This is a genomic window from Spartinivicinus marinus (assembly GCF_026309355.1).
GTDB lineage: Bacteria > Pseudomonadota > Gammaproteobacteria > Pseudomonadales > Zooshikellaceae > Spartinivicinus > Spartinivicinus marinus.
Genome location: NZ_JAPJZK010000001.1, coordinates 5,720,125 through 5,733,297, shown reverse-complemented (window position 1 = coordinate 5,733,297; position 13,173 = coordinate 5,720,125). Strand labels below are relative to the sequence as shown.

Below are 13,173 nucleotides of genomic sequence, written 5' to 3'. Positions count from 1 at the left end.
TAGCTAATAGTCGTATATAAATTCTGACTAAATAATAATCGAAATACTCTCCATATTTCAGCTAAACACAGTGCAACAGTAATCTACCTCATCGTGGGTACGCCCAAATGAAGGGTAATCAGTGAGTTTTTTAATGGTTAGAGAGATTGGTATATAAACTATTATCTTGATCTAAACACCAACTAATTACCAATACTTTCTTGGTCTTACTCACAGACACTTCATTTAATAGCGATTTTTTAAGGAAGAAAAATGCAATTTTCTGTTTTTATACAAAAACATGGGGATGATGAAGTTGCCGCTATGTTAGGGGTAAAAAAACGCACTGTGAGTTCATGGCGACGAATGGAGCGAGCACCCACACCTGAACAAGCATATAATATTATCGAAAAAACTCAGCAAGTTGTTGATTGGCAGGGGATTTACCAGCCCTATGTAACCTATCGAAAACGTCAAAAATCAAAAAAACAAAGCATGTTGACCCAACACAATACACAACAAACAACTAATAAGCACTAGCTTTCAATTCACTTAGGACGAATAAATTTATGAGTGCAGCTCGTATGATTTTATTGCTAAATCCAAAGCAATGTTCTCTTGACCATATTCCAGGAGGTTTCAATCGAATAAGTTGGGAAGATGTTGCTGCAGCATTAGCCATGGGCAATTTAGACTCAATCGCTTACTACCTTGGTCGTACTAAATATTGTCATGATGAACAAGCAAAAGCAGCTTTAATAGCGTTAATTAAAGAGCAAGCTCAGCGACTTGCTAGCAAAAGCCAATGGCGTGCAACTAATGAGCGATTAGAACGATTATCCCAACTAGCTTGTCTGGAATTAGTCGAAAGCCCCATTTGTAGAAAATGTAAAGGAATTGGAAAAATATTGACTATATCCTGCCAACAGTGTAGTGGCATTGGCTATTTAAGACAAAGTGAACGCAGTAAATACCTTTACGCGGGTATTGATAAACGCTGTTGGGCACGACGATGGAAAGACCGCTATGAACAACTATATACTGATTTATGTGATGCCGAGCACCGATTAATACGGCACTTGTATCATCAATTATTTGATAGTGAAGAGGAAAAACAAGCTAGTTAATTAACTACGTTATAAACATATTTAAAAGTTAAGATGCACACGGGTCAAAATGTAGTAGTCAATAAATGGCATGTTTAAACTGTAGTTTTTGTAATTACTGACAAGTGTGCTCTTTTAGGGGAAAAGCGGCTACTCTCCCTTCCTTGGAATATATGTAAGCACTCCTTGATTCCCTCCCATGATATGAATACTAAACTGGTAGACTCCATTGGTTTAGTACTCAATGCAATTACATAGACTTCCTTGGGTAGCGTTGTACTGCCCCTGCAACAGCCTTTGTTCTTATGTACTGATTGTTTATGCAACCTACATTAAAAGTGTATCTTAATTAATGTTTTGACTTGTTATCAGTCAGTGAAATAGGGCAGTAGGCTGTTTTTTATTAACATTTCCAAATCTATTAATAGGATATGAAAGTTACGGCTAAAATTTAGTTGGCTAATGAGAGTCTTTTAATATCTGAACTGGCTGTTAAAAGACCATAAACGATAAAAATGTCAAGGAAATAAACCCATTGTCTTTTAGCACTATGTTATAGGAAATTAAGAAATCCTATAACATTAGTTAAAATTAAAGGAAAATTAAAGATGACCAAAGTTGCTGATATGAAAAAAGATGTATTGAAAATTATGAAAGCTGCTTATGAGAAAGCTTCTTATAATAAGATAGAAGATAAAGAAATATATGAAAAAGGTTTTTTGTTGGAAAACCATGCAACATCTGTTAGAGAGGCATGTGAAAAATACAACCTTCAGGTTTCGTTTAGAGCTGCAGGAATGGACACATTGGAACGTATTTCAAAAGGCAATCCATGTAAAGGTCACACTATAATGGATAAGTCTATCAAAAAGAAGAATGGTTTATGGACATATAGCGCAGATGAAAAACTGCTTAACAGATACAAAGGACTGGTGGGCTATCCAGAAAAGAACACAGCAGTGAATGGCCCAAAACTTGGCGGTATATGGAAGTTGAATAGCAAGGGGCAAGAACAGATTCCAGTAGGTGATCTAAACAAATATGAAGAGACCCAGTTTTTCACTGGTGATTACGATATGCATGACCTTCTTAAAGAGAATAAAAGGATCCTTGCAGGTACACCAGATGAATCATCGACGATCAATAGCCTCCTTGTTAAGATGAATGAGGGTAGCAAAACTAAAATTAAGGATACTGAAGCAGTGCGCGGACGCTGGTTTAATTCCCAATATGCATGGATCAGGCATGGTGCCCAAACATCATTTATCAGTTATTTGCTAGATCAAAATAGTATTGAAGAAATGAAGGAAATATTAAAAAAAACTATGCTGTTCCGCAATTACCTCTGCAAGGTGTAGTCACCACAATCGATAACAATATCATAATGTTTAACAAAGAAAAAGAGGTATATTTATTAGACAGTGCTGCAAAAGTTTATAAATACTACGAAGAGCATGAGTTACTCGAACAAATACCATTTTACTTTTTCTTTGATGATTTAACCAAAAACGACATCGTAAACAAAAAAAAAATACAAGTCCAGGATTACGCTAAAGAAATAAACCGATTACTAACTAGTGTTTATTCATGAAACGCAGTTGGGCACGACGCTGGAAAGACCGCTATGAACAATTATATACTGATTTATGTGATACCGAGCACCGATTAATACGGCACTTGTCTCATCAATTATTTGATAATGAAGAGGAAAAACAAGTTAGTTAATTAACTACGTTATAAACGTATTTAAAGGTTAAGATGCACACTGGCCAAAATGTAGTAGTCAATAAATGGCATGTTTAAACTGTAGTTTTTGTAATTACTGACAAGTGATCTCTTTTAGGAGAAAAGCGGCTACTCTCCCTTCCTTGGAATATATGTAAGCACTCCTTGATTCCTTCCCGCGATATTGAATACCAAACTGGTAGACAGCATTAGTTTAGTACTCAATGCAATTACATAGACTTTCTTGGGTAGTGTTGTATTGCCCCTGCAACAGCCGCTGTTTTGCTGTTCTTGGTGATTACTTAGATTAAACATAGTTCTATATGAGTATGATTAGTTTGAAATTATTAACCAAAGTAGGGCAGCGGCTGTTTTTCAATAGAAAATGATAGGCAACAACTATTGCAAATTATTTTAGTTTATAAAACAAAGCATTCTATATCTATAGAAAATGATGATACTATTTCTGGTCATAAAAATAATATCAAGCATTCTTATGTTTTACTAATTACCAACAAAAAACAACCACCCAAAAAAATTTCGATTATTTTTTATGATACATCGCATATTAAAGTATCTCCAGAAAAAACATTCAAACACATACTGCTTTCTTTTCATATTTATAAATACAGAAATAATTAATCAACCACAAGTTAGCAACTTATTATCAAACAAAGGAAATAAGTAATGGATGTGCAAAATAAAGAAAAGAATGAGTGTTTAGCTTCGCCAATTCATAAACTACAAACCTTTGGTAAGCATGGAGATGGTATTAAAATAGCTATTATCGATGGAGGAATAGATCCACTTCATCCAGAACTGCATAATGTCCAGATAACCAGCGAACTAAACAAAAAAAGTCAATGTACAACCCATGGAACTGCTGTCTGTAGTTTGATATGTGGGCATAATATAGGTATTGCAAAGTCTGTCAATATTTTAAGTTTACCAGTTTTTTACGAAGATACTGAAGGTCAAATTCACGGGTGCTCTGAAAGGAAAATTGCTAATGCAATTAGACAAGCAGTTAAGTTTGGTAGTGATGTTATAAATATAAGTGGTGCAGGGCTTTCAGTAAATGGCAGAGGTACGGATGAACTACGAAAGGCTGTGAGTTTATGTGAAAAAGCAGGAATAATAATTATCGCAGCAGTTGGTAATGAAGGTGTAAACAGTGAATCATTACCTGGATCTTTGCCATATGTTATTGCTGTAGGTGCTTGTGATCGTAATGGAATTCCAGCAGCTTTTAATAATTATGGAATTAAATTAAGAAAAAAAATGTTACTTGCATCTGGAGTAGGACTTCCAGTAGCAGCAAATTTAAATCAATATAATCTTGCATCTGGTAGCAGCTTTTCGGCACCCGTTGTATCAGCAGTGAGTGCACTTATTTTAAACTCCTTTCATCAAATTCCCAAGCCTCAAAGAGGTTATGCTGTAAAGAAGGCTTTGTTTGAATCAGCAAGTTTACTTGTACAACCTCAAAAAACTATTTCTCCTATACACCGACTCAATCTAGCAGCATTAGCTGCATATGTTGAGCAATTCACTAACCACCAACCCAAAAGAGGAAAACCATCAATGGATGAAAAAATAGATATTCATCATAATGATGAAAATGAAGTCATTTCGGACACAATAGATACTGGACAAGAAGTATTAAGCAGTGATGATATAGATGCTTCATCAAAATCAGTACTAGCTTTACCTAAAATAGAAGATTCTGCTTCTAATAATCATGTCCATAATCCAGCGACTATTGTTAGTCAATCCAATTCTGATCCACGTACAGCAAAACACAAAGAAAAGGTGTTTTTAATCGGTACTATTGGCTATGATTTTGGTACCGAAGCTCGATTAGATTATTTCTCACAAGTGATGGGAAACCAAGGGATGCCTTTTGATCCTGTTGAAATGGCAACACACCTAAATAAAGAAGGCAATACAGAACAATCCAATGCTTTAATTTGGACGTTAAAAATTGATGGCATACCTGTATATGCTATTGAACCCGACAATCAGTTTGCTGTTTTACAATATGCTAGACTTGTTGAGTTTATACATGATCAAGAGACTGAAGGAGTTGAACGTGTTTCCATTGCTGGAACAATTACAGGAGAAGTGAGGCTATTTAATGGCCATGTTGTTCCTACCATTTCACCAGTATTAAGAGGTATGTTCAATTGGAAATCAAAAGACTTATCTCATCTTGTCATTGGGAATGAATCAAAAGATGAGCCACAACGAAAAGCTCTAACAAACTTTCTCCATAGGATTTATTATGAGTTAAGAAATCGTGGCTCAGAGCCTAATGAACGTGCCATTAATTATGCAGCTACAAATGCCTATCAAATGAAAGAAATATTTGATGATGCATTTAGTGAAAATTTGTTCCTAAACAAGATTTCTGCAGAAGAGAGTCCCGTCAGTCGTCCTGACTCTGACTGTTGGGATGTTATTCTTGAATTCTTCAACCCTAAAGAACGTTTGACAGCAGCACGTAAACTCTTTAGATACACTGTCGATGTCAGTGACATTATTCCAGTTACCATTGGCCATCTGCGTAGCTGGCATGCTTATTAAAAAACTAGTTTAGTAAAAAAGAATTGAGTAACTTTGCTAAAAAGCAAGTTATTCATGCTAAGGCAATATTGCCTTTAAAACACAAAACCTCAGGAGAAAAATCATGAAACTACCTACACAAGCTAAAAACATTGACCGTTCAAATCGTGTTGCAGAAGCTAAAGCAGCTGGCGTTAATCCAGCTTTTTGGGGAAGTGCATTTAAAAATATTCTCAAAAAAGCTGGTCAAGGAGCACTGCAAGGGATTATGAGCTAATTAAATAACTTAGAAAACAAACTAAACAAATGGAGAAAAATCATGAAACTACCTACACAAGCTAAAAGTATTGACCGTTCAAACCGGGCTGCAGAAGCTAAAGCAGCTGGCGTTAATCCAGCTTTTTGGGGCAGCGTATTAAATGTTCTAAAAAAAGCTGGAACAGGAGCATTACAAGGTGTATTGAGTTAATACTTAATCGATGGTGGTGAGCTTTTGCTCTCCACCATTTTAAATAGAAGCTGGCTGTAATAAATATACTATAATAATTTTAACATAAAAGCTCTGGTTCTCAAACCTTTAAGTTTTGGCTCAAGGTATTCACTGTTATCAAATAGAAGTTTGTTGATTTATTCAACCTTCTCAAGATTTACTGGAGCGGTTGGGGGACGGCGGGTAAATCAGTAGGAAATATTAAAGTATATCCTTACCGAAGTCTACTAAATTAAGGGAATAAAGTTTATTATTATGATGCTATCCATTAAAAAACTATTAAGTATTAAACTACTAAAGTTTCACCAAAATATTTTTTTAAAGCCTCTGACCTCTAATTCTGCGACTTCCTTTTTGAGAAAAATAAATGGTAATGAAAAACCCAAATTCAACCAGTTATTATGACTGTTACTTTAGTAGTGGGCTTTATAAAAAACGTTACCCAAAAGCTAATCCATGGGTTTTACAATGGATAAGATCCGAGCTGAAAAAATATCCCAAAAGTAAAGAGGCAACCATTATTGACTATGGTTGTGGTAACGGGCGTTATTTATTCCCTTTACTCGATAGTTCTATTGCTAGGTTTATTGGCTTTGACACCAGTAAAGCAGCAATTGCTCAATTGAAAAAAAATATAGAGCCAATTGTACAATACCGAGTGAGAACCCAGTTATTTGATAATGAAGCCACATTTTATAAGACAGTTATTCACCAAAAGCCTATTATATTGGTCATGTTATTGTTTGGGGTTCTATCACATATTGAAGGTAAAAATAACCGTATTCAATTATTAGAAAAATTAGCTAAACTTCTAACAGACAATAATGGTTGTATTGTTATTTCTGTACCCAATCGCTGGCGGCGATTTCCTGTACGCCAGTTAAAGCAGTATTTTGGTAGTTATCTAGATTCTTTTCGACACAGTGATATTTTCTATCAAAGGCACTATAAATCACACAAAATGACGTTCTTTTATCACTTATATACATTAAAAGATCTTGAAAATGAACTGCGTTGTGCAGGCTTAATAATTGAGTCAGTAGCGCCTGAAAGTATATTCCCTGAAAAATGGATTACATCTTGTCAGCTAGTTTACCAACTCAATCATTGGTTATTAACAAAACTTCCTCCAACGGTTGGCTATGGATTACTCGTTACGGCTAAAAGAGCAACGTCACATGTGGTGTAGGTTGATTGCTTGGAACGCATTTTTCATATTCAGCTCATTACCAGTAATGGCAAGTGATGCGCTAAGCACTATCCAAAACCGGGGAAAGCTAACCGTTGGAGTAAAAACGGACTATCCTCCCTGGGGAATGCTTAATGCTAATGGGCAAATTGTTGGTTTTGAGCCTGATCTTGCTAAAGCCGTAGCAGAAAAAGTAGGGGTAGATTTAGAATTACTGGTCGTTAATAGTAGTAATCGTTTACATAAATTAAATGAAGGTGATGTGGACTTATTGATTGCCACGTTAGGGGATACAGTATCTCGCCGTGCTTTGGTGACTATGATTGAGCCACATTATTTTAATAGCGGTGTTTCTCTTGTATCACATAAATCATATCAGTTAAGAAATTGGGAGTCACTTAAGGATAAACCTGTTTGTCTTACCAATGGGGCTTACTTTAATAAGCCACTGATTCAACAGTATCTGATTAAGCCGGTGATAATGCACAACACCCGAGATGCTCAGTTAGCATTGATTACTAAAAAGTGTATAGGCTGGGCTTATGATAATGGAATCTTAGCTCACTTGCTTACACAGTCAACATGGCAAGCCTATGAAACTGAATTACCGGTTATCTTACCTGTGAATTGGGGGATGGCTGTGAGTAAAAATCAAGACACGGCTTCATTGGAAACCGTACTTAGTCAACTTATTGTGGAGTGGCTTGCCAATGGTTTCCTACTAGAAAAAGCTGTTTATTGGAAATTACCTGATTATCAATATTTAGTCACACGAAAAAAACTATGGTCTTATAAAAATATTGATGGAAAACCATTGTGCAGCCGCCTACCTAATGGGAACTGGCCTGTCCCTTGAGTGACTCTACCTAAAAATCAATCATTTATTAAAAAACAGGGGTGGCCACTCGACTCGTTTGATACCAACAGGCTAATTGAGTCTTTTGTCTACACCCTATGGCTTACTGGTTTGGCCTTAGTTAGTGCAGTCATTGCCATGTTGCTATTTGCCTTTCTCGTGCAAAATTTACCCCCTCGGTGCAGTCTATTCATTCGCTTTGTTATCAATTTACAACGTATGACACCGCCTATCGTTTTACTCTATTTAATTTATTTTGGCGTATTTCATGCGTTATCATCACACATCACCTTAAAACCTGGGGCTGCACTCATTTCTGTCATGGTGCTTTCGCTTTATACCGGTGCAGGCGCAAGCACAGTTCTCTCTGATGCCCTCATAAAAACGCTAGATAAGTCCAACACGTCATTTGAGCATTGGGTTAGTGCTCTACTACTTTGCCAGCAGAGTATTAAAGCTAATTTGGTAAACCTTGTTAAAGCAGCAGGGATGGCAAGTGTTTTAGCTGTACCGAATGCCATCCTAATTGTGACCAGTATTGCCTCATCACAAGGAAATGTATTAATGCTAATGAATTTTTTGATGATTTTTTATTATTTAACCGTACTATTATGTATTAAGTTATGTGATTTTATTACTCATTATCTGAGTTATAAATTACTTAAATAATATAAGTTTCATAGTTTCTATAAACTCACATAATAAAGCTCACTATGTTTTCAATTATAGGCCAACTATTGCAATGGACACCACTGCTGGCCAGTGGTTATATACTTAATTTGGTTATTGCAATTGCTGCGATTACTCTTGGTATCCCTATTGGTTGGATGCTGGCCAAAATTCGCAATAAAAAAATATTGCTAAATTGGGCGATATAGCAACAAGTTTTTTTCGTAATATCCCTAGCTTTGTATTTTTATTTTACTTAGCGCTAATGCTACCTAATGAGTTTATTATATTGGGTAAAATTTACACACTTCCTTCTTTAGCTAAATCAATTTTTGCTCTCACTATTCCTGTCATAGGTTTCTCATCGGACCAGCTATTGAAGTTTTTTCAAGACCAACAGTTACCTTATAAGGAAAAGGTTGATGGTTTAGTAAAAGCATCATGGCAGTATTTTTTAGTTATACTGATGGCGTCTACTACCGCCTCTGTTATTGGGGTTAATGAAATCATGGCAAGTGCTAATACATTGATTGCAACAAGTGGCGATCCACGATTAACATTACCTGTTTATGCTTATGTTGCACTATGGTTTATCACTTCCAGCCTTCTATTTAGTTATATATTTCATCGTGCATGTGGATTCTTTATCATTAATCACAAAAAAAACATTTAATTCAACTTAAACTATATACTTATTTAAAATGCAATTTCTTTCAAAAAAGATAGTTAAAAGTTTTATAGTGATAGCTATTCTAAGTGAACTAATGGTTAGCCTGTTAATTGCATATCAATACACTGAGAAAAAAACAGTTGATAAGAATTTACGTCATCATGTAAAGCAACAAGGCAACTCGGTCAAAAATCAAATAAAGAAACAGATGGAGCTATTGGTGTTAGCTGCTAATTATCTGAAAGATCAAATACAACAGACAAAGCACAATGACCAAGAGATTAGGCAGTTAATTAAAAATATGGTTCAATCGACCTCTGATACATTTAGAGGAGGTGTCGTATTCAAGCGCTATCGATTTAATAAAACAGTGCCTCTGTCCAGAAAGGAGCTGACAATTCTGCAAAACAGCAGCTTTCTGATCGCTATGATTATACACTACCAGACCAGCCAGATACGGATAAACCGCGTACTTTTTGGTTCCATGAACCTTTGAAATACGGTGCAATGTGGATGGAGCCTTATTTTGGTGATTCAGCTCAGAGTTGGCTAGCTGAATATATTTTACCATTTAAGTCCGATTACGATACCTCTTTAGATAATGGTTATGATGGTATTATATTTATCAATTTTTCACTTGAAGGCCTTAGAAGGATTGTGTCTACTTTAAAATTAGGTAAAACAGGCTTCAGTTTTATTATTACAAATCAAGGTAATATCGTCTCTTATCCTAGCTCAGGTGTCATGGGTAAAAACATCCATAACCTAACAGGCAGTCACCAGCTATTAAGTATAATAAGCAAACATATGGATACTAATAAGCTCATCAAGTTTAAACATCCCATTCATGGCCGTGAGTGTTGGTTAACTTTAGAGAGAATTGCTGGTACAAATGCTATTTTAGGTGCTGTAATCCTGGCAGATGAGTTAAGAGATTACTCATTTTCACAAGATAAAGTAGAAAAACTCATACTATTTTTCTTGTTAGTTTTTCTGGTCACTCTGTTTGCTTTAATCGTAAGACAAAACAGTCTTATTCACTATTGGGTGCAGCTTTCAACAGTTATTGCAATATTTCTGTTTGGTTATCTAATATACCTTTGGTACAGTGAACTTACTCAACATATTGCTACTGAGCATGACTCCATACAGGTGGTTGATACGGAAGGGCTTAATACTATTTTGCGTAATCGAAAGCTAATAACGCAGCAAAAAAATAGGAGATCATTAAAGCTAAATGCCTTTTCTAACAAAGACGTACGTGTGGGCATTTATATTCAAGCAATGCAATTTCTTGATGCAAACAATATAGAAGTAACAGGTAAAATATGGCAGCAAAGTGACATAACACAAATAAAGGAAACACCTGACTTTATCATTGCCAATGCTCAGACAATTACTTGGAAAAAAATACACGAATATCAAGGCTATAGTTTATGGTACTTTAATGCCACCTTGCGACAACCTTTTAGTCATACTACCTTTCCATTTGATACAGAAAACGTTCGCATAAAATTTTTACCTAAGCTTCATCAAAAGTCTCTTCGACTGATTCCAGATTTTACTGGCTATTCTGAATTGAGTCCTGATACGCTACCAGGTGTGAGCCATGACTTAATTGTAAATGGCTGGCAACTAACAAAATCTTATTTTAGTTATCGAGAGCCTGAACCTCAGGTTACATTAGGCAGGCCCGAACAACTGTCAATTTTAGATGAGCCACAATTACAATTCAACTTACAAGTACAAAGAGAGATTACTGGGCCAATCATCACTCATATTTTTCCAATTTTAGTTGTTTCATTACTGATATTTTGTATTTTAATGTTATGGAGTAAGTGTGAACAACAAGTAAGCTTGTGGGGCTTTAGCACCTCCATGGTGTTGGAGTACTGTGCAGCCTTGTTTTTTATTTTAGTGATTTCCCATGTATCCTTACGGGAGGCACTCCAAGCGAAAGGCATGATATACTTAGAATTTTTTTACTTTATTACTTATGTAATGATTATTATCACCGCAACCTGTGCTGTTCTTTATACATCTGTAATAAGTATCCATTTTTTAGATTATCAAGAAAGTTTTATACCTAAGCTTATTTACTGGCCTTCCTTTTTTGGCTCATGTGTATTGGTTACTCTAATCCAGTTCTGGTAAAACACACCTACCTATCAATTAAGATTAGTCACTATCATAAAAACCAGAACATTTGTGCCTTATATTCACTAAACCCTATTATACCTACGCCATATTTTTAATATACTGCATTAGAAATAATTATCCTGCCACCATATCCTTCTTGATGATTTCTATGATCCTCTATTTCTAGATAGGAGAAAACACGCCCATTAAACCTTCAATTAAAATAAAACATAACTGGGTGATTTCACTTTGCTATTTGCAACATCAATTCCTATTTGGAAAATATAATGATGTACACCTTGAACTTGAATCTATTAGGCAAGATCTGATAGATTTAAAGTATCACTCGATACCGATGAATTATTATTAGAGCCTTCTAATCAAATTTTGAACTTCAGTATACCCATCACGAATCATTTATAGGTCGTGATGGGTATATACACACGTATTACCTGTCCCGGTGCCAAGTAGGTTTGTTCTGGAAATAGATAATCTTGACCTTCTGCTCCTGCATTGACATGCCATCCAGAGAGATTGGTCCTAAGTGGACCTATGTTTTTTATTTCTAAATATTCTTCATGCTTATGACATAATGCACCTTCATATTTAATATCTGAAATAATAATTTGATACTTTTCTATCACTAGGCAAGCAGCGGTCCACCAATTATTGATATACTGCTTATCCAGTCCTAAAGGCTGTTGTTTACTATAAAGCTTTCCTGCTTTATGTGTTAGTTCTTGATTGATATTACCACATATTCGAGTGATTTCAGCTGGATTTTTCTTGATTGTTCTTTATCACTATTAGCTCCTTGTATAATTAAAGGCTTCTTTAGCCTTTGTTAAATACTTCATACGATCTTTCAAACCATGGTAACCACCATTTATTTTTTTGGTGACTATTTTGATATCATCTATGTCTGCATACCGGTTTAAAAATCGTGAACGCCAAAACCAACAGGCAGCCTTTACAGCACAAGCAGGGTCACTGGCTATACGTTCTGGCTCTCTAATAAAGTCAATACCACAGTATTCTGAAGCAGCTTGATAGTTGTTTTTTCCTGTTAATTGAATTAACCCTCGTCCTCGATAGCGCCAACCATCACCACTGGCTTCATCACCATTGCCCATTCTGTTGGCATATACAATATTGGCAATGGCTTCAGGTTTTCGCTGATACTGCTCAGCTAGTGCTGGAGTAGGAAAATATTTTCCAAACACCCGTTCTAGGGCTGTTTTACTGTAGTTGAGATTTTCCTCTAGCCGGCGGAAACTACTACTCTCATGAGCTAACTGAGAAATAAAATGGGCTTGTCTTAGTCTTGTGATAATTTCTACCAGTGGCATCTCCTGGTTAAGAACAGGTAAAAAATCTCTTACATCTTGTTCTCGAATCTGCGGCATAATTTCCCGTAACTGGTCTGCTGTAATAGCCACTGAAAATACATGTTCTGTTGCAGACTGTTCTGCAGTTTGCGGCTGGCCAGTTTTATCTGTACTTTTTCCAGGAAGAATTAAAGTCGAGCCTGCTTGTATATTATCTATTTGTTTGATTCCATTAGCATCAGCAATAAACTGATACAGGTTGGCATCACCATAAAATGTTAATGCAATACTCGCTAACGTATCTCCCGGTTTAACTGTATATTTCATGAATTGCTCTCGTTATTTCAAGACTGGGTTGTTCACACTACTAAATTAACTTGCTAATTTAATCTGCTCCCTTCTCATAACATAAGCTATTATTGAGACGATACAATGCAGCACTAGTTTATTTCTACAC

General features: G+C 35.7%; 16 protein-coding genes. 14 read left to right on the top strand and 2 right to left on the bottom strand.

Features of this window, described 5'->3' with window-relative positions; all coding sequences use genetic code 11:
• The first annotated feature begins 252 nt into the window (after nucleotides 1–252).
• The 14 genes from OQE68_RS25550 to OQE68_RS25485 all read left to right on the top strand — a co-directional run bounded on the left by OQE68_RS25550 (nucleotide 253) and on the right by OQE68_RS25485 (nucleotide 11,403).
• Nucleotides 253–519 (top strand): helix-turn-helix domain-containing protein, encoded by a 267-nt coding sequence (locus tag OQE68_RS25550; RefSeq protein WP_180567164.1) that lies wholly within the window; start codon nucleotides 253–255, stop codon nucleotides 517–519.
• A gap of 29 nt (nucleotides 520–548) precedes the next feature.
• Complete coding sequence (locus OQE68_RS25545) at nucleotides 549–1,106, top strand: hypothetical protein (RefSeq protein WP_180567163.1); 558 nt, start codon at nucleotides 549–551, stop codon at nucleotides 1,104–1,106.
• 587 nt (nucleotides 1,107–1,693) lie between these two features.
• Nucleotides 1,694–2,443: a hypothetical protein gene (locus OQE68_RS25540; RefSeq protein WP_180567162.1), complete on the top strand. Its 750-nt coding sequence runs from the start codon at nucleotides 1,694–1,696 to the stop codon at nucleotides 2,441–2,443.
• A 229-nt stretch (nucleotides 2,444–2,672) separates the two neighbouring features.
• Nucleotides 2,673–2,810 (top strand): hypothetical protein, encoded by a 138-nt coding sequence (locus OQE68_RS25535; protein WP_266195817.1) that lies wholly within the window; start codon nucleotides 2,673–2,675, stop codon nucleotides 2,808–2,810.
• Nucleotides 2,811–3,497: 687 nt separating this feature from the next.
• On the top strand, nucleotides 3,498–5,396 hold the full coding sequence (locus OQE68_RS25530; protein ID WP_180567160.1) for a PatA/PatG family cyanobactin maturation protease: 1,899 nt from the start codon (nucleotides 3,498–3,500) through the stop codon (nucleotides 5,394–5,396).
• 103 nt (nucleotides 5,397–5,499) lie between these two features.
• Nucleotides 5,500–5,652 (top strand): hypothetical protein, encoded by a 153-nt coding sequence (locus tag OQE68_RS25525; RefSeq protein WP_180567159.1) that lies wholly within the window; start codon nucleotides 5,500–5,502, stop codon nucleotides 5,650–5,652.
• 42 nt (nucleotides 5,653–5,694) lie between these two features.
• Nucleotides 5,695–5,844 carry a hypothetical protein gene (locus tag OQE68_RS25520; RefSeq protein WP_180567158.1) on the top strand — a complete coding sequence of 50 codons (150 nt, stop codon included), beginning with the start codon at nucleotides 5,695–5,697 and terminating at the stop codon, nucleotides 5,842–5,844.
• 394 nt (nucleotides 5,845–6,238) lie between these two features.
• Nucleotides 6,239–7,054: a class I SAM-dependent methyltransferase gene (locus tag OQE68_RS25515; RefSeq protein ID WP_180567157.1), complete on the top strand. Its 816-nt coding sequence runs from the start codon at nucleotides 6,239–6,241 to the stop codon at nucleotides 7,052–7,054.
• The gene (locus OQE68_RS25510; protein ID WP_180567156.1) at nucleotides 7,008–7,910 is read left to right on the top strand and encodes a transporter substrate-binding domain-containing protein; all 903 of its coding nucleotides are present in this window, start codon (nucleotides 7,008–7,010) and stop codon (nucleotides 7,908–7,910) included. The genes OQE68_RS25515 and OQE68_RS25510 overlap by 47 nt, the downstream gene beginning before the upstream one ends.
• Complete coding sequence (locus tag OQE68_RS25505) at nucleotides 7,911–8,579, top strand: ABC transporter permease (RefSeq protein ID WP_180567155.1); 669 nt, start codon at nucleotides 7,911–7,913, stop codon at nucleotides 8,577–8,579.
• Between the two features lie 44 nt (nucleotides 8,580–8,623).
• Nucleotides 8,624–8,788 (top strand): hypothetical protein, encoded by a 165-nt coding sequence (locus OQE68_RS25500; RefSeq protein WP_180567154.1) that lies wholly within the window; start codon nucleotides 8,624–8,626, stop codon nucleotides 8,786–8,788.
• Nucleotides 8,789–8,868: 80 nt separating this feature from the next.
• Nucleotides 8,869–9,252 (top strand): hypothetical protein, encoded by a 384-nt coding sequence (locus tag OQE68_RS25495; protein WP_180567153.1) that lies wholly within the window; start codon nucleotides 8,869–8,871, stop codon nucleotides 9,250–9,252.
• Between the two features lie 91 nt (nucleotides 9,253–9,343).
• Nucleotides 9,344–9,745: a hypothetical protein gene (locus tag OQE68_RS25490; protein ID WP_180567152.1), complete on the top strand. Its 402-nt coding sequence runs from the start codon at nucleotides 9,344–9,346 to the stop codon at nucleotides 9,743–9,745.
• Entirely contained in the window at nucleotides 9,742–11,403 is a 1,662-nt protein-coding gene (locus tag OQE68_RS25485; protein WP_180567151.1) for a hypothetical protein, read from the top strand. Before OQE68_RS25490 ends, OQE68_RS25485 begins: the two co-directional genes overlap by 4 nt.
• A 398-nt stretch (nucleotides 11,404–11,801) precedes the next feature.
• Here OQE68_RS25485 and OQE68_RS31035 read toward each other — a convergent pair whose 3' ends face one another.
• Both OQE68_RS31035 and OQE68_RS30675 read right to left on the bottom strand, forming a co-directional pair.
• Nucleotides 11,802–12,032, bottom strand: a complete 231-nt coding sequence (locus OQE68_RS31035) for a lamin tail domain-containing protein (protein ID WP_180567150.1) — start codon at nucleotides 12,030–12,032, stop codon at nucleotides 11,802–11,804.
• A 162-nt stretch (nucleotides 12,033–12,194) separates the two neighbouring features.
• Complete coding sequence (locus tag OQE68_RS30675; RefSeq protein ID WP_219339930.1) at nucleotides 12,195–13,043, bottom strand: glycoside hydrolase family 19 protein; 849 nt, start codon at nucleotides 13,041–13,043, stop codon at nucleotides 12,195–12,197.
• Nucleotides 13,044–13,173 lie beyond the last annotated feature (130 nt).